A 21,929-nucleotide genomic window follows, 5' to 3' on the forward strand; every position below is an offset into this window, starting at 1 on the left:
ACGGGGCGGGTGCCGTAGTGATCGGAGTCTGGGGCGGAACGTCGCGTGCGCGCCGCGGTCGCCTGGCGCCGGCCGGGAGCCGTGCGCTTCGGCCGGACGCCATGGGCGTCAGCCGGCGGCCGCGGGCGTGATCCGGGCCGTCCGCGCGTGGGGGGTGAGTCGTCCGGCGTCACTCCTCCGTGGCTGTGATGGCCTGTACGGGGCACGCGCGGACGGCTTCGCGCACCAGGGGGTCGCCCCCGCCGTCCTCGCGGCCGGGCAGCAGCTGGCTGAATCCGTCGTCGTCCTGGGTGAACACCGACGGCGCGGTGAGCGCGCACTGGCCGGAGCCGATACAGACGTTCGTGTCGATGGTGATCCGCATGTCGGACCCCTTTCCGTGGGCTGCCTCCTTGGTGGAGGCCGTGCGGCGCTACCAGGCCAGAGGCAGTTCGAGCATTCCTTGCAGAGTGTCCCCCGGCTTGAACGGAATGTCGGCAGCCGGCGCGGCGAGTCGCAGATCGGGGATCCGCGTGAACAGCGAGCGCAGCGCGATCTCCATCTCCGCGCGGGCGAGGTTCTGCCCGAGGCACTGGTGGATGCCGAAGCCGAACGCGATGTGGTGGCGGGCCGAACGGCCGACGTCCAGCTCGTCCGGTGACGGATAGGCCGTCGCGTCGCGGTTGATCACCGACGTGGCGAACACCACCCCGTCGCCCGTCCGGATGGTCTGACCGGCGATCTCGATGTCCTCGGTCGCCACCCGCAGCATCCCGTCCGCTATGGACAGGAACCGGAGCAACTCCTCGACCGCGGAGGGCATCAGGTCCTCGTCCGACCGCAACCTGTCCAACTGCTCCGGGTGTTGCAGGAGGGTGAAGGCACCGAGCGAGATCATGTTGGCGGTGGTCTCATGGCCGGCGACCAGCAGGACCATGGTCAGCCGGACCAACTCGACGCGCTCGACGGCGCCGGTCAGCAGTCGCTCCTCGATCAGTTCGTCCAGCAGGCCGTCGCCCGGATCCCGCTCCTTGCGGGCGACCAGGTCCGAGAGATAGTCCTCCAGATCGATGCGGGCCTGCTGGATCTCCTTCGCCGTGCGTCCGCGGAGCATCCGGTGGGACCGCTCCTCGAAGAACTCGTGGTCGGCGTACGGGACGCCGAGCAGCGAGCAGATGACCATCGAGGGCACCGGCAGGGCGAACGCGGAGACCAGCTCGGCGGGCGGTCCCTGAGCCAGCATCCCGTCCAGCAACTCGTCGACGACGCGCTGGATCCGCGGACGGAGCACGGCGGTCCGCCTGAGACTGAAGCTGGGGATCAGCATCCGGCGCTGGGCGTTGTGCTCGGGGTCGTCCGTGCCGATCAGCGGGGTTCTGAACCGCCGGGCGGCGGTCCTGAAGCGCTCGGCAGGCGCCGGGAACGAGGGGTTCTGCCGGTCGGACGACAGCCGGGGGTCGGTCAGCAGCGCCCGCGCCTCGGTGTGGCCGGTCACGGCCCAGACATCGCGGCCGTCGTAGAAGGTGACATGGGCGAGCGGGCCCGCCTCGCGCAGCGGCCGGTAGTTCACCGGAGGGTGGTAGGGGCAGGTGCGGTCCTGGGGGAAGGAGACGGTCTCGGTCACGGATTCCTCCCATGCGGGTGAGGTGAGCCGGTCGTCGACGGGGTGTCGCGGCCGACTCCCGTAGGACATGCCGGCCCTGGACGCGAGTCCGGCCGCGCCGGTCCCCGCGCGATGCCCACGGCACCCCGTGCGGTCCGGTCGACTCGGTGCGGAATCAGCCCCGTTCGCCACCCTCACCCCTTCTCGGCGGCGGATTCCGATACGTCTGGATCCGGGCTCACCTCGCGAACGTCCGGACGTGCGGCGGTAGTTCCCGCCGGACGCAACAAGGTCTCCAGCACCGCGTCCAGATGGAGGTCGCGGGCGTCCCCGGCCGGCAGCGTCCCGGGCACCGCGTGGCTGAGCTGGGTGTGCCCCAGGTAGGCGGTGTACGCGAGCAGGCCGCGGCGCCGGGCCTCGTCCTCCGGGAAGCCCAACTCCGCGAAGAGCGAGGCGATATGGCCGATGCGGCGGTCGGTCACCCGCGCGAGGGTGGCCGCCACCCGCGGATCGGCCGCGGACGCCAGCAACGACACCTCCAGGGGGTCCTCGGCGGCGGTTCGGGTGGCCCGCTGGAACAGCCGGCGGAGCCGGGTGCCGGGGTCGGGCTCGTCCGCCAGCTCGGCGATCACGGCCTCGGTGCGGCTCTCCTCCCAGCGCTCCAGCGCGGCCTCGATCAGCGCGTCCCGATTGGCGAAGTGCCAGTAGAAGCTGCCCTTCGTGGTGCCCAGCCGGGCCGCGAGCGGCTCCACCGCCACCGCCGCGAGTCCGCCCTCGCCCATCGCCGCCAGGGCCGCATCGGCCCAGTCCCGCACCGTCAGCCGCTGTCGCGCGCCGCCGCGGGCCGCCCTCTCTCGCTGTCGCACCATGACCATACGCTACCGTACGGTCAAACATACGCCACCGTATGGAGGTGTCCGTGCGTACGGTCCGCAACGTTCATTCCCGCACCGTCCTGGCCCCGGCGAGTGCCGTGGGAGCCCTGCTCGACCGGCTCGGCGGCGATCCCGATCCGCTCTTCCCGACGCCCGCCTGGCACCCGATGCGCTTCGACCGTCCCCTGGGAGTCGGTGCCGTCGGCGACCACGGCCTGGGCCCCTACCGGGTGGCCGTCCACGAACCGGGCCGCCGCGTCCGCTTCGACTTCCTCCCTGGCCCGCACGGCGGCGCCACCGGCTACCACGAGTTCACCGTCCGCCCCCTGGGGCCGGACCGCTGCCGGGTCGAGCACGTCCTGGAGTGCCGGCACGGCCTCGCCCGCCGGCTCGTGTGGCATCTGGCGATCCACGCCGGACACGACACCGTCGTCGAGGAGACGCTCGACAACATCGAACGGGCGGCCACCGGACGGCTCGACGCCCCCGTTCGCTGGTCGCCGCGGGTGCGGCTGCTCAACCGGCTGCTGTGGGACCGCCCGACGGCCGTCGCTCTCCCGGAGGGCGCTCGGCTGGCACGCGGTGCCTTTCCGCGTACGGACTTCCAGGACGCCTGGCAGCTGCCGCTGCGCCCCGGCATGCCGGCGGAACCGGAAGCCTGGGAAGGGGTGTTGCGCGGTGCGCCGTTCCCGGTGGTGGGCCGGGAGGGCTGCGAGATCCTGCTCGGCAAGGACGCCGGCCACCTGGACTTCCGGGCCTCCGTCCTGGTCGCCGACGGCCACATCACCCTCGGCACGGTCGTCCGCACCCACCACCGGGGCGGGCGGCTCTACCTCGCCCTCGTGCGGCGCGTCCACCCCTTCATGGCCCGTACGATGCTGCGCCGCACCCATCGCCGGCTGGCCCTGGCGGCGCCCGACGCGGGGGAGCGGTGGGTGGCGCGGCCGCCCGCGGGGCGGTGATCCGCGAGATGCGGGGATCCACTGGTCACGGGTGGCACTGAGTGTCAAACTCGCTTCATGGGGCAACGACATGACATAGGGCAACGGCACGACACCGGCACGGATCTGGCCTGGGCGGCACTGGCGGGCGACCCGGGCCTCCCGCGGCGGATCGCGTACGGCGGGCCGCCCGGCCTGCTGCCGGCCCGGCTCCCCGTGATGGACCTGGCCCGCGCCGCCGTCGCCGCCTGCGCGCTCGCCGCGGCGGAGCTGGCGGCGCAGCGCTACGGCGGCTCGCTGCCCGCCGTACGGGTCGACGACGGCGCGGTGGCCACCGCCTTCGTCAGCGAGCGCCATCTGCGGATCGACGGCCGCGCACCCTCGGCGTTCGCCCCGCTCTCCCGCTTCTGGCGCACCGCCGACGGCTGGGTCCGCACGCACGCCAACTACCCGCACCACCAAGCCCGTCTGCTGCGCGCGCTGGGCCTCCCCGAGACCGCCGGCCCGACCGAGGTCGCGGCCGTCGTCGCCGGACGCACCGCCGACGACGTCCAGGAGGCCGTCGACGCGGCGGGCGGGCTGGCCGTCGCCGCCCGCACCCCCAAGGAGTGGGCCGCCCACCCGCAGGGTGCCGCGCTGGCCGGGCTGCCGCTGCTCAGCCGCGAGGCCCTCGGCGGCGGTACCCCGCCGCGTCCGCTGCCCACCCTCGCCGGCGCTCCGACGCTGCCCGCCGCCGGGCTGCGCGTCCTGGACCTGACCCGGGTGATCGCCGGTCCGGTCGCCACCCGCACCCTCGCCCTCCTGGGCGCGGACGTCCTGCGCATCGACGCCCCGCAGCTCCCGGAGAGTCAGGACGCGCACAACGACACCGGGTTCGGCAAGCGGTCCACCACCCTGGACCTGGGCTCGCGCAGCGGTCGGGCGTCCTTCGAGGCGCTGCTCGCGGACGCGCACGTCGTGGTGAGCGGCTACCGTCCCGGCGCCCTGGACCGCTTCGGGCTCGCCCCCGAAGCGCTCGCCGAACGCCGCCCCGGGTTGGTCGTGGCCCGGCTCTCCGCCTGGGGGGACGATGGCCCCTGGGGCGCCCGGCGAGGGTTCGACAGCCTGGTGCAGGTCGCGACCGGTATCGCCGCCGCGGAGGCGGACGCCGACGGGAATCCCGGTGCGCTGCCCGCCCAGGCGCTGGACCACGCCACCGGATATCTGCTGGCGGCCGCGGTGCTGCGGTCGCTCACGGAGCAGGCCCGGACCGGCGGCGCGCATCTGGCGACCCTCGCGCTGGCCCGTACGGCGCGGTGGCTGATGCAGGACCTGGGGGAAGGGCCCAAGAGGCCCGCCGCGCCCACGGGGACGGCCGCCCCTCCCACGGGCTACGACCCCGACCGCCATCTCCGCGAGACCGACAGCCCCGTGGGCCGGCTGCGGCACGCCCGCCCACCGATCGCCTTCGACGGGGGACCGGCCGATTGGGCGACTCCGCCCGGCCGTTGGGGGACGGACGCGCCCGTATGGCGCTGACCCCGGCCCCGTGAGGCCGCACCGTCCCGCCCGTACGGGGCAGGTCCGCACCAGGGCCGCCGCCCCGTGCGGGCGGGACGGGCCGGCGCCCGAAACGCCGCTTGGTCACCCGCCCCCGCCCCTCGTACGATCTGCCGATGACGAGCTCCGACGATCGCTACCTCGCGCGTGGCCCCCGGGTGGGCATCCGGCACTTCACCGCCGCCGACCGGGAGGAGTTCACCACGCTCGCCCGGCAGAGCGCCGAGCTGCACCACCCCTGGCTCTACCCGCCGCTCACCGACGACGCCTTCGACGGCTATCTGGCACGCCTTCAGGAACCGGCCCGCGAGGGCTTTCTGATCTGCGAACACGCCAGCGGGCGGATCGCCGGCTACCTGACCGTCAACAACATCGTGCACGGCGCGTTCCGCTGCGGCGCCATCGGCTACGGGGCCTTCGCGCACGCCGCCGGACGCGGCCTGATGAGCGAGGGGCTCCGGCTCGTCCTGCACCACGCCTTCGGGGAACTGGGCCTGCACCGCCTGGAGGTCAACGTCCAGCCGGACAACAGGGAGTCGATCGCCCTGGTCCGGCGCGCCGGCTTCCGGCTGGAGGGGTTCTCCCCGGACTTCCTGTTCATCGACGGCGCGTGGCGCGGGCACCAGCGCTGGGCCATGACCAGCGAGATGCTCCAGGCCGCGGCGGAGCGGCCCACCGGCTCCCCGGACACGCCCCAACCCGTCGTCCTCCAGCGGCCCGTACCGGTCTTCCGGATCTTCGACGTGGCCAAGGCGAAGGACTTCTACGTCGGCTACCTCGGCTGCGCCCTCGACTGGGAGCACCGCTTCGCACCCGGAACGCCGCTCTACACCCAGGTCTCCCGCGGCGCTCTGGTCCTGCACCTCTCGGAGCACCACGGGGACGCGACCCCCGGCTCCACCGTCTACACCGAGCTGACCGGCGTCCGCGCCCTCCACGCCGAACTGGCCGCCAAGGACTACCCGTATCAGCGCCCCGGCCTGGAGACGGATGAGTTCGGGACCTCACTCACCCTCACCGACCCGTTCGGCAACCGGCTGCGGTTCAACGAACGGGGCGGGGGCGGCGAGTCGGGCTGAGCGGGGCAGGCGGGGGGCCGTCCGTCGAGCCGGGGCCGGCGGCGCCGCCGGCCCGCGGGACTTCCGTGCAACCCCCCGCAACCAACGGCCGCCCCCGTGGAGGCCGTTACGATCCCCTTATGCGCCGGAACGTACTGATCGACGCCCCGTCCAATCTGGGGCTGCGGCCCCCCGCGCCGGGCGCCGTGCCCGGCTGCTCCAAGCTGGCCGGGGCGCTGCGGGAGCAGGGGCTGCTGCGCCGGCTCGGGGCGCTGGAGGGCGGGGTCGTGGTCCCGCCCCGCTACGCCCTGGGGGAGTGGCGGGAGGGGGACGGGGTCTTCCACGCCGCGGCGATCGCCGGGTACAGCGTGCGGCTGGCGCGGCGGGTGGCGGGACACGTACGGAGCGGCGACTTCCCGGTCGTCCTCGGTGGCGACTGCAGCATCCTCCTGGGCGCGGTGCTCGCGCTGCGGCGGCTGGGCCGGTACGGCGTGGCCTATCTGGACGGGCACGGCGACTTCCGGCACCCGGGGAACGCGGACGTGTCGGGGCCGGTCGGTGCCGCCGCGGGGGAGGGCGTCGCACAGATCACCGGACGCGGGCAGCCCGACCTGACGGACATCGACGGCCTGCGGCCGTACGTCCGCGACGAGGACGTACGGATCCTGGGGGTACGTGACGCGGACGAGGACCAGCCGGAGCTGAGCCGGCTCGGCATCAGCTGCACCAACGTCGGCGAGATCCGGCGGCGCGGCCCGGAGGCGGTGGCGCGGGCCGCGCTCGGGCACCTCCAGAACTCCCCGCTGGACGGGTTCTGGATCCATCTGGACGCCGATGTGCTGGACCCGGCCGTGATGCCGGCGGTGGACAGCCCCGACCCCGGCGGGCTGTCCGCGTCCGAACTCCGCGCGCTGCTGGCGCCGTTGGCGGCCTCGCCGCGCTGTGTGGGGGTCGATGTGACGATCTACGACCCGGACCGCGACCCCACGGGAGCCGGGGCGGTGCTCCTCGCCGGCCTCCTGGAGGGCGTCTTTGCGCAACCCTGACCGCACCTGTCCGCAAGACGCCCTGTTCAGACCGGCGATCACGCTGTTCCATGGTCAACAGGGGGCCGCCGCAGCCGGGGTGGCCCCGCCCGATCCTGCGAGGCAGCCGTGGCCACGAGTGTCCGACGCACCACCCTGACCCTCCCCGCGGCCCCCCTGGGCCCGGACAACCCGCTCCCCGCACTGCGCGCCGCCGGCGACCCGCACCGCGTCGAGATCCCCCAAGGCGAGCGTCTCCCGGCGGACATGGCACGGCAGCTCGGCTACCAGCCGCTGCGCTCGATCCTGCCCACCCGGATGCGCGACGGTTACGGCCGCGACCGGCGCGCCACCGACCTGGCGGCGCTGGTCATCGAGAACGACCGGCTGCGCGCCACCGTCCTGCCCGGCCTCGGCGGCCGGGTGCACTCCCTGCACCACAAGCCCACCGGCCGGGAACTCCTCTACCGCAACCCGGTGGTGCAGCCCGCCGCGTTCGCGCTCAACGGCGCCTGGTTCTCCGGCGGTATCGAATGGAACATCGGCGCCACGGGCCATACGACCCTCTCGTGCGCACCGATGCACGCGGCCCGGGTCCCGGCGCCCGACGGCGGCGAGATGCTGCGGCTGTGGGAGTGGGAGCGGCTGCGCGATCTGCCCTTCCAGGTGGACCTGTGGCTCCCCGAGGGCTCGGACTTCCTCTACGTGGGCGTACGGATCCGCAATCCGCACCACCACACCGTCCCGGTGTACTGGTGGTCCAACATCGCCGTCCCGGAGGACGAGCGCACCCGGGTGCTGGCGCCGGCCGACGAGGCGTGGCACTTCGGCTACGAGCGCACGCTGCGGCGTGTGCCGGTTCCGGAATCCGGCGGCGCCGACCGGAGTTACCCGCTCCGCAGCGAGTTCCCGGCGGACTACTTCTACGAGGTCCCCGACGGCGCCCGTCGCTGGATCGCCTCCCTGGACGGCGACGGCCGCGGTCTGGTGCAGACCTCCACCGACACGCTGCGTGGCCGCAAGCTGTTCCTCTGGGGTGCGGGCCGGGCCGGGCGACGCTGGCAGCGCTGGCTCACCGAGCCCGGCACCGGCGGCCACGCGGAGATCCAGGCGGGGCTGGCGCGTACTCAGCTGGAGCATGTACCGCTCGAAGCGGACGGGGAGTTGGCCTGGCTGGAGGCGTACGGGCCGCTGGCCGCCGATCCCGCCACCGTGCACGGCACGGACTGGCCGGCGGCCCGCGACGAGGTCGCCGTCCGGCTGGCGGCGGCGCTGCCGCGGGCCGAAGTCGACGCGGCCCATGCCGCTTGGCTCCCGTATGCCGACCGGGAACCGAAGGAGGTGCTGGCCACCGGTTCCGGGTGGGGCGCGCTCGAAGTCGCCCGGGCGGGGCTGGACCTGCCCGGAACGCCGTTCGACGCGGCCACGTTGGGGGAGGAGCAGGAGCCCTGGCTGGCGCTGATCCGGACCGGCGAGCTGCCGGCCGGCGGCCCCGTTCCCGGGCCGGCGCCGGTGGCCCCGGCCTGGCGCGAGCTGCTGGAGGCCGCGCGGCCGGGCCCGGCGACGGAATACCACCTCGGCCTCGCCCAGTGGCACGCCGGTGACCGCGCCCAGGCCGTCCGCAGCTGGGAGCGCGCGCTGGCGCACGGCGCCGGCTGCCTGCCCCTGTACTGCCTGGCCGTCGCGGAGTCCGTGGCGGGCGAAACGGCGCATGCCGCCGACCGGTTCGCCGAGGCGTTCGCCCGCGCCGCGGCGCCGGCCGTGGCGGACGACCCGGCGGTGGCACGGGCCTGTCGGGCGGTGCTGCCCGCGCTCGCCCGCGAGGCGGTTCCCGCGCTGCTCGCGGCCGGCCGCGTCGAAGCGGCCGCCGCAGTGCTGGCGGCGCTGCGCCCGGCCGAACTCGCCGCGGGCCGCTTCCGGTTGCTGCGGGCCCGGGTCCTGCTCGCTCAGGGCCGGCCGGGCGCGGCCCGCGAGATCTTCGACGAGGGCTTCGAGATAGCCGATCTGAGAGAGGGTGACGAGACGCTCAGTGACACCTGGTACGCGATCGCCGAGCGGATGGTGGCGGGGGACGGTCCGGTCACCGAGGACGTCGCCGCCAGGGCGCGCCGGGAGCATCCGCTGCCGGAGCGGTACGAGTACCGGATGCGGCCGGTGCGGGACTGAGCCCGCCCGTGCGCGAGACTGGCATATGCCAATCGGGAATCGGTGGCGTGACGCGGAATCACCTGCCGCCTGTCACGCGTTGTAGCGACCATGAAGGCAATCAACACGAACAGTTACGGCGGCCCCGAGGTTCTCACGCTCTCCGAGTACCCCGATCCCAAGGTCGCGCCCGACTCGGTGCTGGTGCGGGTCAAAGCGGCCGGGGTCAATCCGGTGGACTGGAAGATCGTCGCGGGTCATCTCGACGGGATCATGGACGTCCACTTCCCGCTGATCCCCGGGTGGGATCTGGCGGGCGTCGTCGAGGCGGTCGGCGCGGACGCCACGGAGTACGCGATCGGCGACGAGGTGATCGGCTATGTCCGCAAGGACGCGGTGCAGCACGGCACGTTCGCCGAGCTGGTCGCAGCCCCGGTGCGGACCCTGGCGCCCAAGCCCGCCGCGCTCGGCTGGCAGCAGGCGGCCGGACTGCCGCTGGCCGGACTGACGGCCTATCAGTCGATCGAGCGGGTCGGCCTGAAGGCGGGTGAGGTGGTGCTGGTGCACGCCGCGGCCGGCGGGGTGGGTTCGCTCGGCGTGCAGATCGCGCTCGCGCGGGGCGCCCGCGTCATCGGGACGGCCGGCGAGCGCAACCACGACTTCCTCCGCTCCCTCGGCGCGGAGCCGGTGACCTACGGGGACGGACTGGCGGACCGGGTGCGGGCGCTGGCCCCCGAAGGCGTCGATGCGGCCCTGGACTTCGTCGGCGGCGGGGCCGTGGAGGTCTCGCAGCAGGTGCTGAAGGACCGCGGCCGGGTGGTGTCGATCGCCGACGGCGAAGTCGGGGCGAAGGGCGGCCACATGGTGTGGGTGAGACCCGACTCCGCCGATCTGGCCGCGCTGGGCGCGCTCGCGGACGCGGGGAAGCTGACGGTGCCGGTCGAGGCGGTGTTCCCGCTGGCGGAGGCGGCCGAGGCGTTCCGCCTCAGCATGGCGGGGCGGGCCCGCGGCAAGATCGTTCTGGAGGTGTGAGGCGCGCGAACGGTGCGTAGGGGAGGGCTGAGGAGAGAGCGAAGGGGGGTGTGGCGTGAGGTGTCCCGAGCGGGACGGGAAGAGCCGCAAGACTCCGTGGTTACCGCACGCCGTCCGGCAGTTGAGGGGAGCGGCCGGGCGGCGCGCGGACACAACCACGGCGTGTGTCGATTGGCGGATACGTCACGAATACGTCCGGCCGCCGGAGAGGCGGTGACGCACCGGACACACCCGAGTTGACGGACCCCAGGCGTCCGGACGGACCCCAGGCGTCCGGACGGACCCCAGGCGTCCGGACAGACCCCAGACGTCCGGGCAGGCGCTAGGCGTCCTGGGCGCGGTCGACGTACTCGAAGACCGAGCCGTCGGGGTGACGGGCGATCAGGTTGCGGCCGATGGGGGTGGGGAGCGGGCCGGCGATGATCTCGGCGCCGACCGCCCTCAGATCGACCACCGCGTCGTCCACGTTCTTGACGGCGATGGTCGCGGTGACCTTCCGCAGAATCGACAGCTCCGCCTCGGGGCCGCTCATGAGGAAGAAGCAGCCGACGGCCGCGACCGCCACACCGCCGCGCTGGAAGCGGATCGCCTCCGCGCCGGTCAGCCGTTCGTACACGTTGATCGCGGCGTCGAGATCGCCGACGCACACCCGAAGTGAGGTCCCCAGAATGTCCATATGAATCAGCCTAGTTGGATCGGCCGCGGGTGCGCGATCCCTGCCCCCGGATACTCTCCGAGGGCGCGGGTGCGCATCCGGAACTGATCATTCGTCAGACTCGGCACGGGATCAGACCCGACACAACAATCAAATCCGGCACAGGATCAGACCCCGCACAGGATCAGACCCCGCACAGGACTTCGCCGTGCAGCATGGCGAACCACCCGTCCTCGCGGGTGCCCCACTCCCGCCAGGCCGTGGCGATACGGGCCAGGTCGTCCGACGTGGCGTGGCCGCCGTCCACCGCGTTCCGGGCGTAGGAGGAGGCGACGGTGCGGTCCGCCCACAGCTCGGACCACCAGGTCCGTTCCTCGGGGGTCTGGTAGCACCAGGCGCTCGCGGTGGCGGTGATGTCGTCCTGGGTGAACCCGGCCTCCAGCGCCCAGGTGTGCAGCCGGCGTCCCCCGTCCGGCATCCCCCCGTTGGCGCGGGCCACCCGGCCGTACAGGTCCAGCCAGTCCGCCATGCCCTCGACCTCCGGGTACCAGGTCATGGTCGCGTAGTCCGCATCGCGGACGGCGACGATGCCGCCGGGCCTGGTGACGCGGCGCATCTCGCGCAGCGCCTGAACGGGATCGCCTACGTGCTGCAGGACTTGATGCGCGTGGGTCACGCAGAAGGTGTCGTCGGGGAAGTCCAGTGCGTGGACATCGCCGACCGTGAAGTCGATGTTCCCGACTCCGCGGGCGGCGGCCGTGGCGCGGGCCTGGTCCAGGACGTCCGGTGCGTGCTCCAGGCCGGTGACCCGGCCGTCGGGCACCAGCGCCGCCAGGTCGGCGGTGATGGTGCCCGGACCGCAGCCGATGTCCAGGATCCGCATGTGGGGCCTCAGCGAATCCAGCAGGTATCCCGCCGAGTTGGCGGCGGTGCGCCAGGTGTGGGAGCGCAGTACGGACTCGTGGTGGCCGTGGGTGTAGACGGCGGATTCCTGCGGCATGGCCGGCTCCTTCGCGTAGGTCGGGGCGGACGCACGGGGCCCGGCCCGCGGTGCGGACGCCCGTCGGCGTGGTGTGCCCACCGTACGCCTGTGTCTCGTATTGCGAGAGTGGCGTCTCGTTATGTGGGCGGCGGAAGGACAGGGAGAGGAGCAACGGGCTGACGGCTACGGGGGGTTGTGGTTTTCTGCGCGGATGATCAGGAGACGGAACGACGCCGACCTCGACGCCTGTGTGGCCGTGCTCGCCGAGGTGCACACCCACAGCGGCTATCCGCATCACTGGCCCGCCGACCCGGCGCGCTGGCTGACCCCCGACGGGCTGGTGGCCGCCTGGGTCGCGGAGGTGGACGGTGCGGTGGCCGGCCATGCCGCACTGTGCGGCAACGAGGTCAGCCGGCTCTATGTGGCGCCCGGTGCGCACGGCAGCGGCCTGGGCGCGCGCCTGCTGGCGACGGTCGAGGCGGAGGCCCGCGGGCTGCGGCTCGTGCTGGAGGTCAAGACCACGAACACCGCGGCGGTCGCCCTGTATGAGCGCCGGGGCTGGGTGCGGTGCGGCACCGAGCGGCAGGAGTGGGCCGTGGGCGGGGCGGCCGGTGCGGTGAAGGCGGTCGAGGCGGTCGAGGTGCATCGGTACGAGGCGCCGGCGCGCGCGGTGCCGGCCGGGTAGCGCCCGCCCGCTCCGGCATCGACATCTCGTACGTATGAGCGAACTGATGCCCCGTCCGGCCCCGTGTGCCGCAGGCCCCCGTGTGCGCCGCGTCCCACCCGGACCAGTGGCCACCCTCCGCTGACGTGTCGTCCCCCGCCGCCACGCCGGTGATCTGCGAAGGTGGTCGGGGCCGCCCATCATGTGATGGGCCCACGATCGACCGGCCGTCGTGGAGTGGAGGTACGGATGCAGCGGACCGCCCCGGATCCGCAGCGGGAGCCGGACCCGGCCCCGGACCCGCCGGTGGGCCTGCCGGTCCTCCCGGAGCTCGCCGCGTACCTCTCCGCGGCCGCCGGCCGCACCGCACCCGAACCCCCCGGCGGCTCCGCGCCGCTGCGCGCCGCCGCCTGCGGCTACTGGGAGCGCCGCGGCCTGTTCACCCCGGCCGACCGGGTGCTCGCCGCTCCCGGGGCGGCGCTGCTGCTCGCCCTGTACGCCGCCACGGACGGCGCGGTGGTGCTGCCGCGCCCCTGCTCCGAGTGGTACGCGCCGCCCGCCCGGCTGCTGGGACGGCCGGTGCATCTGGCGCCCGTACCGGCGGAGTCGGGCGGGGTGCCGGACCCGTTCGCGCTGCTGGAGACCGTGCGGCGGGCCCGTATGCACGGCGACACCCCGCGGATTCTGGTCCTCGCCGTCGCCGACGACCCGACCGGCACCTGCCCGCCGCCGGAGCAGCTGCACGAGGTGTGCGAGGCCGCGGCCGAGGAGGGGCTGTGGGTCATCAGCGACGAGTCGCGCCGCGACCTGCTGCACGACCCGCATGACACGGTGGTGCTCAGCCCCGCCGAGATGCTGCCCGGTGAGGTCGTGGTGCTGACCGATCTGCGGGCCGCGCTGGTGCCGGCCTGCTGGCCGGTCGCGCTGGCCCGTTTTCCCGGCACCCGGCGGGGCGAGGTCCTCCGGGACGCGACCCGCACCGTGCTCGCCGGGCTGCACATCCCGCTCCCCGGGCCGCTCGCCTGCGCGGTCACCCATGCGCTCGGCGAGCCCGACGAGGTGCGGGACCGTGTCGCGACCGCCGCCCGGGTGTACGGGGTGCTCGCCAAGGCGCTGCACCGCACCCTCACGGAAGCCGGTGCGCTCTGCCGGCCGCCGCACTCGGGGAGCCACCTCTACGCCGACCTGGAGCCGCTGCGGCGACCGCTCGCCGCCCGCGGGATCACCGCATCAGCCGCTCTGGAAAGGGAGTTGGCGCCCTGGTCGGCCCGTGGCGGGCACCGCTTCGGCGACGCTCCGGAGGCCCTGCGGGTGCGGCTGGGGGCGGACGTGCTGCTCGGTGCGGACGCGGCGTCCCGGCAGCGCGTGCTGGACGCCGCGGATCCGCTGCAACTGCCGCATGTGCGAGCGGAGTTGGCGGCGCTCGCACGGCTGCTGGAGGGGCTGGGGGGAGTGGCCGGGGTGGGCGCGGCGAGTGGGATGCCCGGTCCGGAGGGGGAGGCGTATGCGGACGGGGGCTCGTACGGGGACGGGGGCGGGGACAGCTGAGTCACCGGTTCTTCCGGGTGCCGCGGCGCCCGTGCCCTCCGATGCCCCCGATGCCCGCGGTTCCCCCGATGCCCGCGGTTCCGCCGACGCCGCGCAAGCCGCCGACGCTGCCGCTTCGGCTGCCGGGGGCCGCACCGACTCCTGAGCGTCCCTCCGACTCGCACGCCCCGGACGGCCCGGTCCGGGTCCCCACCGGGCCCCCGGACCCGTCGCCGCCCCCGTCGCCGCCCCCGTTGCCGTCCGCTCCCGACCGCTCCCGTCTTGGTTCCGCCCACCGAATGGAGCCCCTCGATGACCGAACAGACCGAGCGATCCCTCGCCGAGCCCTCCCGCACCGAGCAGCTCCCGCACGCCGACCGTAACGCCGTTACAGAGCCCGCTGCCGGCAGTGCCGGGGACGTGGTGACGGCCGTGACCGACCCCGCCGTCGTGGAGGCCGTCACCGCCCTCGGCGCGGCCCCGTCCCCGGCCCTCCCGGACACCGCCCCGCCGCCGCCCGCCGAGCCGCGCCCGCTGGGGGAACCCCGCACCTGGCCGCGGGACTTCGCAGACCGGCTGACCGCGCCGCTGCCCGGTGTCCGGGCGCTGGCCCGGATCGCCCGCGAGGGCAAGCTGCGGCCGGCCCCCGAGGCGCTGCTGGAGATCCAGCAACTCCCCTTCGCGCCCGGCCCGATGCCCGACGCGACGCCCGCGACCATGGCGCTGACCTGGGCCGGGCACGCCAGTTGGGTCATCCGGATCGGCGGGCTGACCGTACTGACCGACCCGGTCTGGTCCCGCAAGATCCTCGGAACGCCGGCCCGGGTCACCCCCGTAGGGGTCCGCTGGGAGGATCTGCCGCCGGTCGACGCCGTCGTGATCAGCCACAACCACTACGACCACCTGGACGCGCCGACCCTCAAGCGGCTGCCGCGCGACACCCCGCTGCTGCTCCCCGCGGGGCTCGCGCCCTGGGCCCGCAGGCGCGGCTTCACACAGGTCACCGACCTGGACTGGTGGGAGGCGGTCGAACTGCCTGCGCCCGGCGGGTCCGTACGCTTCGACTTCGTCCCCGCGCACCACTGGAGCAAGCGGACACTGATCGACACCTGCCGCTCCCTCTGGGGCGGTTGGCTGCTCACCGCGCCCGACGGGCGGCGGATCCACTTCGCGGGGGACACCGGTTACGGCCACTGGTTCGAGGAGATCGGCCGCCGCCATCGGGGCATCGATCTCGCGCTGCTGCCCATCGGGGCGTACGACCCGCGCTGGATGCTGCGGCCGGTGCACACCGACCCGGAGGAGGCGGTACGGGCCTGCCGGGACCTGGGGGCGCGGTGCCTGGTCCCGATGCACTGGTCCACGTTCCTGCTGTCCGCGGAGCCGCCGTTGGAGCCGCTGCGCCGGGTCCGCGCCGCCTGGGCCGCGGCCGGGCTCGCGCGCGAGGACCTGTGGGACCTGCCGGTGGGGTCGTCGCGCGTCCTGGACGAGGTCGCCTCGGGCGCCGGCCGTACCTGAGCCGGCGGGCCGCGGTACGCGGCGGATCCCGCCGGCCGCGCGTGCGACGCCCGGCCACGACGCTGCGCTACGACTCCCCGCCCCGCGTCTCGCCCGCCGGTTGCCCGGCTCCGCCCGCCGGGGGCGGCCGGAGCCGGCGCCACACCGCGGGTGCCGCGCTGAGCGGTACCGTCAGGTCGACCGTCGCGGTCACCCCCTGCCACTGGCGCCGTTCGGCGCCGGGGCGGCCGACGCGGTGCGCCGCACCGACCGCTTCCCGCACGTCGCCGACCTCATGATCAACTCCGCCTGTGATCCGGCGACCGGCGAGGTGCACGCCTTCGAGGAGCAGATCGGCTCGCACGGCGGGCTCGGCGGAGCCCAGAGCCACCCCTTCCTCCTGTGGCCGGTGGAACTGACCCCGCCGCTCCCCGACGGCGAGCCGCTGACCGGCGCCGAGCGAGTCCACCGGGTGCTGCGCCGCCGGCTGCGCGAGGCGGACGGCCCGCAACTGCCCCTCGACGGGCAGGCGGACGGACTCCGCCGGGATGCCGCCCAGCCCGGGGACCGGGCAGGCCGCTGACCGGCCCGCGCGGCGGGGGCGGGGTCGGATCCATCGGAGTCCGGCCGGGCCTCGGCCGCGGGCACGGGCCGTGCGGGCGAAATCGATGCAACGCGCAGGAATCGCACCCCGGTCGTCCTGCCGGCAGGTGGCGAGACCGAAGATATTCGCCTGACGGGCGGGTCGGGCAGGAGGATTCGCGGCGATTTTGAGCCGTGCGGGCGTCCGGTGACCATAGGCCCCGCCGGCACCCCGGCGAGTCAGCACGACGAGAGACGCGTCACACACCATGCACCGCGATCCTGCCGTAGAGGTCACCCCTACCGCCTCTGACCTGGACGTTCCATCGAACCGTCCGTTCCGGTTGAACCTGATCAGCGCCACCGCCCTCGTGATGGGCAACATCATCGGCGGTGGCATCTTCCTGCTGCCGGCCTCGGTAGCGCCCTTCGGGACCATCAGCCTGGTCGCCTTCGGCGTCCTCACGCTCGGCGCGATCTGCCTCGCGCTGGTCTTCGGGCGGCTAGCACAGCGCCATCCGGACACCGGCGGCCCCTACGTCTACGCGCGCGAGGCGTTCGGCGACTTCGCCGGGTTCCTCTCCGCCTGGTCGTACTGGACCATGACCTGGGTCAGCAACGCGGCGCTGGCGGTGGCCGCCGTCGGCTATGTGCACGTCCTCTTCCCGGGGCACGCGTCCAAGGGCGTCGACCTCGCGGTGGCCCTGGGCGCGCTGTGGCTGCCGGCGCTCGCCAACTTCGCGGGCACCCGCTACGTCGGCGCGGTCCAACTGGTCTCCACCGTCCTCAAGTTCGTCCCGCTGCTGTTCATCGCGATCGTCGGGATGTTCTTCTTCGACCCGCACAAGCTCGGGTCGTTCCACGAGGGCGGCGGCAGCACCCTCGGCGGGCTGTCCGCGGCGGCGGCCATCCTCCTCTACAGCTACGTCGGCGTGGAGTCCGCCGCGATGAGCGCCGGCGAGGTCCGTGACCCGGAGCGCAACGTCGGCCGGGCCACCGTCCTCGGCACCATCGGCGCCGCCGTGGTCTACCTGCTCGGCACCCTCGCGGTCTTCGGCACCGTCTCCCACGACAAGCTGGTGAAGTCCCAGGCGCCGTTCTCGGACGCGGTGGACGCGATGTTCGGCGGCCACTGGGGCGGTGCGGTCATCGCCGCGGCGGCCGTGATCTCCATCGTCGGCGCGCTCAACGGCTGGACCCTGATGAGCGCCCAGTCCCCGTACGCCGCCGCCAAGGACGGCCTCTTCCCGGCCGCGTTCCTCAAGAAGCAGCGCGGGGTGCCCACCTTCGGTGTGCTGGCCGCCGCCGTGCTGGCCAGCGCCCTGACGGTGATCAACTACTTCCTCGGCACCGGCGGCGTCTTCGAGATCCTGGTGCTGATCACCACCTTCTCGGCCACCGTCCCCTACCTCCTGGCGGCCGGCGCCCAGATCTACTTCCTGCTCAGCGGCCGGCGTGACAAGGTCCGCCCGGGTCGCTTCGCCCGCGATCTGACGCTCGCGGTGCTCGCGTTCGGCTTCACCTTCTGGCTCGTGGCCGGAGCCGGCTACGCGGCGATCTACCAGGGCGTGCTGTTCCTCTTCGCCGGCATCCTGGTGTACGCGCTGATGGCCGCCCGGCGCTCGGACCGCGCGGAGCGCCGGGACGAGCCGGAGCACACGCAGGAGGCGCGGGAGGCCGCGCCGTCCCTGGTGGACGCCGCGGCGTCGAGCGGCAGCGGCCCGGCCGCGTAGCCGCCGGCCGAGTCCCGGTGTGCACCGGGGGATTACCTCGGGCGTAATCGACCCTCCCGGGCGGCACCGGCAGAGTGAGGTCATCGGTTCACGGGCCGGCGCACTCCGGCCCGTGAACCGGTGCCGATACGTCTCTTCCGGATATCACCAGGAGTTCGCCATGTCGCAGCACGCGCAGTCGCAGCACGAGCAGCAGGGCACCGCCGGTCAGGCCGTCGACCACGCCGCCGCCGGCGCGCGGTACATCGAGGCGTGGAACGCCACCGAGGAGGGCGCGCGGGCCAAGGCGGTCGCCGCGGCGTTCACCGAGGACGCCACCTACACCGACCCGCTGGCCGACGTCGCGGGCCACGAGGGGCTGGCGGCGGCGATCGCCGGCGCGCACCAGCAGTTCCCGGGGTTCGTCTTCCGGCTGCTGGGGGCGGTGGACGGCCACCACGACATCGCACGGTTCGGCTGGGAGCTGGTCGCGCCGGACGGGACGGCGCCGGTCGCCGGGTTCGACGTGGTGCGGCTGGCGGAGGACGGCCGGATCCGCTCGGTGCTCGGATTCCTGGACCGCGTCCCGGCGATGTGAGGAGCCCGGCGCACGCGGCGTGACGTCAGGCGGGGGCAGCGGCCGCGGCCCGCGTCACGCCGGGTTCCGCAGGAAGGCGGCCGTTTCGGGGTCGGCGGGCAGGAGGGTCTCCACCGCCAGTTCCGAAACGGTCACATCCATCGGGGTGTTGAAGGTGGCGATCGTCGAGATGAAGGACAGCACCCGGCCGCCGTGCTCGATCACCATCGGCAGGGCGAAGGGCGGGTGCTCCCCGAACGCCGCGGTCTCCCGCCCGGCCGCGGGCAGCGGGTAGCCGCTCACCTCGTCGTACAGCTCGCGCAGCGGCGCGGACCGCAGCAGCGCCAACTGCCGCTCCATCTGGTCGAGAAGATGCCCGCGCCACTCCAGGAAGTTGCGGATCCGGGGGGCCAGGCCGCCGGGGTGGAGGGTGATCCGCATGGCGTTCAGCGGCGGTTCGAGCAGGGCCGGGTCGATGCCGTCGAGCAGCAGGGCCATGCCGTTGTTCGCCGCCCGTACGTGGTACGTCCCGTCCACCACCAGGGCGGGGTACGGCTCGTAGCCAGTGAGCATCCGTTCCAGGCCCGCCCGCAGCGCGGTCATCGACGGGTCGTCCAGCGGGGTCTCCGGGAAGCTCGGGGCGTAACCGGCCGCGATCAGCAGGGCGTTGCGCTCCCGTACGGGGACGTCGAGATGCTCGGCCAGCCGCAGCACCATCTCCTGGCTGGGCCGGGCGCGGCCGGTCTCGATGAAGCTGATGTGGCGGGCGGAGGAGTCGGCGCGCAGCGCCAGCTCCAGCTGGCTTATCCGGCGCCGGTCGCGCCATTCCCGCAACAGGGGGCCCACACCCGTGGATTCCGGCGCGAGCGCGGTGGCAGTCGTCATGGGGGGAAGGTAGCCGACACCATTGATGTTACCGGAGGTAACATCAATGGTGTCGGCTACGACCGTGACAGGCTGGAGGTGCCGCACCCGGAGGGCGGCACCGGCACACTGCGGGAGGCGAGTGCGATGACAGCTCAGGTGGAACCGCTCAGCGACACGGAGATCCAGGACCGGCTCGCGGAGCTGCCCGGCTGGACCGTCGACGGCACCCTCCTGTGCCGCCGCTACCACTTCCGCGGCCACCTCCCGGCAGCCGTCATGGTGATGCACATCGCCCGGATCCAGGAGGAGTTGGGCCACCACGCGGATCTGACGCTGGGGTACAACCGGCTCGCCGTCGCGGTGAACACGCACAGCATCGGCGGCCGGATCACCGCGCTCGACTTCGGCCTGGCCCACCGGATCGAGGAGATCGCCGCGGCGCACGGCGCCGACTGACCGGCCCGGCCGTCAGCTCGGCGCGCGCGGCTTGATGATCCGGCCGGCGCGCGCCAGCTCCACGTTGAACTGGGCGCCGGACAGCAGCGACAGATTCGAGAACCACAGCCAGATCAGGAACACCACGGGCCCGGCGAGCGAACCGTAGAGCCGGTTGAAAGTGCCCACGTACGAGGCGTAGAACGCGAAACCCGCCGACGACACCAGCCACAGCAGCACCGCCAGCACCCCGCCCGGCCCCGCCCGCCGCACCCCGCGCGAATGCGGCGGCCCGGACCGGAACAGCACCATCGCCAGCACGGTCGCCAAGAGCAGCAGCAGCGGCCACTGGAGCACGTTCCAGGTCGTCTCGCCCGCCTCCCCGAGACCCAGCCCCCGGCCCAGTGCCGTCGCCACCGGACCGCTCACCAGCAGCGCCACCGCACTGCTGATCAGCAGCGCCATCAGCAGCAGCGCCGTCACGATGATCCGCGGCGCCTTCCGCCACGGCGGCCGGTCGTCCTTCGTCCGGTGCATGGCGTGCAGCGCCCGCCGGAACACCGCCAGATAGCTGCACGACGACCACAGCGCGCTGGCCAGCGCACCGCCGACCACCACCCACGCGGCGGTGCGCTGGTGCGCCATGACGACCAGCGCATGGCGGACCGTCGCGCCCGACTCGGCCGGCGCGATCGAACTGAGCCGGTTGATCAGCTGCTCGGTGCCCGCCGGATCGGCGAGTCCGATCAGCGAGATGGTGACGATCGCCGACGGCAGCAGTGCCAGTACCGAGTAGTACGTCAGGCTTGCCGCCCAGTCCGTCACATCGCCGTGCCACACGGACAGCGGCGTACGGCGCAGCGCGGTGCGGTACCGCTTCCAGGCGGGGCGGCGGGCCGGGCGCCCGGCGGCGGCCGGAGCCGGGGCCGGAGCCCCGGGCGGTGCGGCGTCGGCCGCCGGGGCCGGCTCCGCCGTCGTGGCCCACCGGCGCGCCCCGCCGCGCATACCGCTTCCGCCCATGTCGTATCCGTCCTCTGTGCCGTACTGATCCTGCATCATCCCGGTTCCCCGCCGCCCCTGTCAGGCGAACGGTGCCGCGTACTACCCCCTCAGGGGAACGGCAGAGAGCGCCACGGCGAGGCCGGATCCTGGGTCAGCACCCGGTGGATGTGCGCCGCCTCGGTGTACGGCGGCCCGAACCAGCCGTTGTCGAACGCCAGCATCCGGCCCAGCGCATAGCCCGCGGCGAACTCCTCCCACGAGCCGTAGACCTCACGGGCGCGCGCGGCCACCCGCGTCACCGCCTGCTCGGCCTGCGGCGGTGCGCACAGCCGCGCGCCCAGACCCCACCGCACCAGGCCGACGGCGTGCACGAGGTCGAGCGCGGTCAGCGACACCACCCGGCCGCCGGCCGGCAGCAGCCCGTCCGCCCGGAACCGCTCCTCGTACCGCCCCACCAGCTCGGGCACCGCGGGCGCGTCCCCGGACGGGGCCTCGGCCTCCTCGGTCCCGCCGTGCCGGGCGCGCAGCGCCGCCTCCGTGTCGGCCGGTACGAACTGCCCGCCCAGCAGCTGGTCGAAGCGCTGCTGCCAGCCGGCCGGGTCGGTCACCGACCACTGCTCGCGCAGCGTCTGCGCATCCGCGGCGTAGTCCAGGAACGCGGTGCCCAGCTCGTTCCACGGGACGCTGTGGTGCACCGCGAGCGGCGCGCCGCAGGCCAGTCCCTGGGCGACTGTGCCGTGCTGCGGAGCGCCCTGGTGCGTGGCGAGCAGCCCGCCGGGCCGCACCCCGTACTGCGCCCGGACCCGTAGCCAGCCGGTCCGGTGGGCCGGTGTCGCCGCGAGGTACGCGGCGAACGGCGTGCCCGGGTTGACCGCCAGCCGCCACCGGTCGTTGGGCCAGTCCTGCGCCAGCTCCTCGACCGACACCCGGTCGAAAAACTGCTGTGGCTGCCAGGGCGGCAGCATGCCGCGCGTCAGTACGGGAATGCACTTACCGCCCGCCGCCGGGTCGTCGTAAACGGGGAGCGGGTCCTGACCCTGCTGCGGCACCGCCAAATACAGATCCTCGCCGGCGATCGCCGCGACCTGTCCGTCCCAGTCACCACGCGCCGTCGCTTCGTACAGCCGCCGCTCGGTTTCCGTCGGCGGCATCCATCCCGGAGTACCCACAGGTCCCGACCCTACGGTGGTCCGCCGCCGGCCCGTAACCAGGGCCTTGGCGGGGACCTCCGG

The 21,929-nt window shown here is 74.0% G+C and carries 20 protein-coding genes and 2 pseudogenes; 14 read left to right on the top strand and 8 right to left on the bottom strand.

The annotated features are described in order from the left end of the window. Nucleotides 1–169: 169 nt before the first annotated feature. The 3 genes from ACO1BR_RS34355 to ACO1BR_RS34365 form a co-directional block, all read right to left on the bottom strand. The gene (locus ACO1BR_RS34355) at nucleotides 170–364 is read right to left on the bottom strand and encodes a ferredoxin (protein WP_426799024.1); all 195 of its coding nucleotides are present in this window, start codon (nucleotides 362–364) and stop codon (nucleotides 170–172) included. A 48-nt stretch (nucleotides 365–412) separates the two neighbouring features. After that, on the bottom strand, nucleotides 413–1,603 hold the full coding sequence (locus ACO1BR_RS34360) for a cytochrome P450 (RefSeq protein WP_426799025.1): 1,191 nt from the start codon (nucleotides 1,601–1,603) through the stop codon (nucleotides 413–415). A gap of 173 nt (nucleotides 1,604–1,776) precedes the next feature. Further along, nucleotides 1,777–2,457, bottom strand: coding sequence for a TetR/AcrR family transcriptional regulator (locus ACO1BR_RS34365; RefSeq protein ID WP_426799026.1), 681 nt, complete (start codon nucleotides 2,455–2,457; stop codon nucleotides 1,777–1,779). A 44-nt stretch (nucleotides 2,458–2,501) separates the two neighbouring features. Between ACO1BR_RS34365 and ACO1BR_RS34370 the strand changes: the two genes are divergently transcribed. From ACO1BR_RS34370 to ACO1BR_RS34400, 7 genes and pseudogenes are all read left to right on the top strand, one after another. Then, a complete protein-coding gene (locus ACO1BR_RS34370) occupies nucleotides 2,502–3,419 on the top strand; it encodes a DUF2867 domain-containing protein (protein ID WP_426799057.1) in 918 nt (305 codons plus the stop codon). Between the two features lie 57 nt (nucleotides 3,420–3,476). Further along, nucleotides 3,477–4,916 carry a CoA transferase gene (locus tag ACO1BR_RS34375; protein WP_426799027.1) on the top strand — a complete coding sequence of 480 codons (1,440 nt, stop codon included), beginning with the start codon at nucleotides 3,477–3,479 and terminating at the stop codon, nucleotides 4,914–4,916. Between the two features lie 137 nt (nucleotides 4,917–5,053). Further along, nucleotides 5,054–5,599 (top strand): annotated as a pseudogene (locus tag ACO1BR_RS34380) (GNAT family N-acetyltransferase); the annotation flags it as partial. Beyond that, nucleotides 5,585–6,016, top strand: coding sequence for a glyoxalase superfamily protein (locus ACO1BR_RS34385; RefSeq protein ID WP_426799058.1), 432 nt, complete (start codon nucleotides 5,585–5,587; stop codon nucleotides 6,014–6,016). The pseudogene ACO1BR_RS34380 and the gene ACO1BR_RS34385, both read left to right, overlap by 15 nt. A gap of 119 nt (nucleotides 6,017–6,135) precedes the next feature. Next, nucleotides 6,136–7,041: an arginase family protein gene (locus tag ACO1BR_RS34390; protein ID WP_426799028.1), complete on the top strand. Its 906-nt coding sequence runs from the start codon at nucleotides 6,136–6,138 to the stop codon at nucleotides 7,039–7,041. A 108-nt stretch (nucleotides 7,042–7,149) separates the two neighbouring features. Beyond that, on the top strand, nucleotides 7,150–9,186 hold the full coding sequence (locus ACO1BR_RS34395) for a DUF5107 domain-containing protein (RefSeq protein WP_426799029.1): 2,037 nt from the start codon (nucleotides 7,150–7,152) through the stop codon (nucleotides 9,184–9,186). Nucleotides 9,187–9,276: 90 nt separating this feature from the next. Then, the gene (locus tag ACO1BR_RS34400; protein ID WP_426799030.1) at nucleotides 9,277–10,197 is read left to right on the top strand and encodes an NADP-dependent oxidoreductase; all 921 of its coding nucleotides are present in this window, start codon (nucleotides 9,277–9,279) and stop codon (nucleotides 10,195–10,197) included. Nucleotides 10,198–10,519: 322 nt separating this feature from the next. On the opposite strand, the gene ACO1BR_RS34405 is transcribed toward ACO1BR_RS34400, so the two are convergent. Beyond that, nucleotides 10,520–10,873 carry a VOC family protein gene (locus ACO1BR_RS34405; RefSeq protein ID WP_426799031.1) on the bottom strand — a complete coding sequence of 118 codons (354 nt, stop codon included), beginning with the start codon at nucleotides 10,871–10,873 and terminating at the stop codon, nucleotides 10,520–10,522. A 163-nt stretch (nucleotides 10,874–11,036) separates the two neighbouring features. After that, nucleotides 11,037–11,852 carry a class I SAM-dependent methyltransferase gene (locus tag ACO1BR_RS34410; RefSeq protein WP_426799032.1) on the bottom strand — a complete coding sequence of 272 codons (816 nt, stop codon included), beginning with the start codon at nucleotides 11,850–11,852 and terminating at the stop codon, nucleotides 11,037–11,039. A 193-nt stretch (nucleotides 11,853–12,045) separates the two neighbouring features. Here ACO1BR_RS34410 and ACO1BR_RS34415 point away from each other — a divergent pair, with 193 nt between their 5' ends. From ACO1BR_RS34415 to ACO1BR_RS34440, 6 genes and pseudogenes are all read left to right on the top strand, one after another. Continuing rightward, the gene (locus ACO1BR_RS34415) at nucleotides 12,046–12,519 is read left to right on the top strand and encodes an N-acetyltransferase family protein (RefSeq protein WP_426799033.1); all 474 of its coding nucleotides are present in this window, start codon (nucleotides 12,046–12,048) and stop codon (nucleotides 12,517–12,519) included. 228 nt (nucleotides 12,520–12,747) lie between these two features. Beyond that, the gene (locus ACO1BR_RS34420) at nucleotides 12,748–14,046 is read left to right on the top strand and encodes an aminotransferase class I/II-fold pyridoxal phosphate-dependent enzyme (protein WP_426799034.1); all 1,299 of its coding nucleotides are present in this window, start codon (nucleotides 12,748–12,750) and stop codon (nucleotides 14,044–14,046) included. Between the two features lie 291 nt (nucleotides 14,047–14,337). Further along, the gene (locus ACO1BR_RS34425) at nucleotides 14,338–15,543 is read left to right on the top strand and encodes an MBL fold metallo-hydrolase (RefSeq protein WP_426799035.1); all 1,206 of its coding nucleotides are present in this window, start codon (nucleotides 14,338–14,340) and stop codon (nucleotides 15,541–15,543) included. 199 nt (nucleotides 15,544–15,742) lie between these two features. Further along, nucleotides 15,743–16,105: pseudogene (locus ACO1BR_RS34430) on the top strand (hypothetical protein); the annotation flags it as partial. A gap of 373 nt (nucleotides 16,106–16,478) precedes the next feature. Beyond that, nucleotides 16,479–17,837 (top strand): amino acid permease, encoded by a 1,359-nt coding sequence (locus tag ACO1BR_RS34435; protein WP_426799059.1) that lies wholly within the window; start codon nucleotides 16,479–16,481, stop codon nucleotides 17,835–17,837. Between the two features lie 160 nt (nucleotides 17,838–17,997). Beyond that, the gene (locus ACO1BR_RS34440; protein WP_426799036.1) at nucleotides 17,998–18,414 is read left to right on the top strand and encodes a nuclear transport factor 2 family protein; all 417 of its coding nucleotides are present in this window, start codon (nucleotides 17,998–18,000) and stop codon (nucleotides 18,412–18,414) included. Nucleotides 18,415–18,468: 54 nt separating this feature from the next. Here ACO1BR_RS34440 and ACO1BR_RS34445 read toward each other — a convergent pair whose 3' ends face one another. After that, complete coding sequence (locus ACO1BR_RS34445) at nucleotides 18,469–19,278, bottom strand: helix-turn-helix domain-containing protein (protein WP_426799037.1); 810 nt, start codon at nucleotides 19,276–19,278, stop codon at nucleotides 18,469–18,471. Nucleotides 19,279–19,404: 126 nt separating this feature from the next. Between ACO1BR_RS34445 and ACO1BR_RS34450 the strand changes: the two genes are divergently transcribed. Further along, nucleotides 19,405–19,716 (top strand): 4a-hydroxytetrahydrobiopterin dehydratase, encoded by a 312-nt coding sequence (locus tag ACO1BR_RS34450; RefSeq protein ID WP_426799038.1) that lies wholly within the window; start codon nucleotides 19,405–19,407, stop codon nucleotides 19,714–19,716. 12 nt (nucleotides 19,717–19,728) lie between these two features. On the opposite strand, the gene ACO1BR_RS34455 is transcribed toward ACO1BR_RS34450, so the two are convergent. Continuing rightward, the gene (locus ACO1BR_RS34455) at nucleotides 19,729–20,715 is read right to left on the bottom strand and encodes a YihY/virulence factor BrkB family protein (protein WP_426799060.1); all 987 of its coding nucleotides are present in this window, start codon (nucleotides 20,713–20,715) and stop codon (nucleotides 19,729–19,731) included. An 89-nt stretch (nucleotides 20,716–20,804) separates the two neighbouring features. After that, complete coding sequence (locus ACO1BR_RS34460; protein ID WP_426799039.1) at nucleotides 20,805–21,848, bottom strand: DUF1266 domain-containing protein; 1,044 nt, start codon at nucleotides 21,846–21,848, stop codon at nucleotides 20,805–20,807. Nucleotides 21,849–21,929 lie beyond the last annotated feature (81 nt).

It is taken from the genome of Streptomyces sp. YGL11-2 (assembly GCF_050054615.1).
GTDB lineage: Bacteria > Actinomycetota > Actinomycetes > Streptomycetales > Streptomycetaceae > Streptomyces.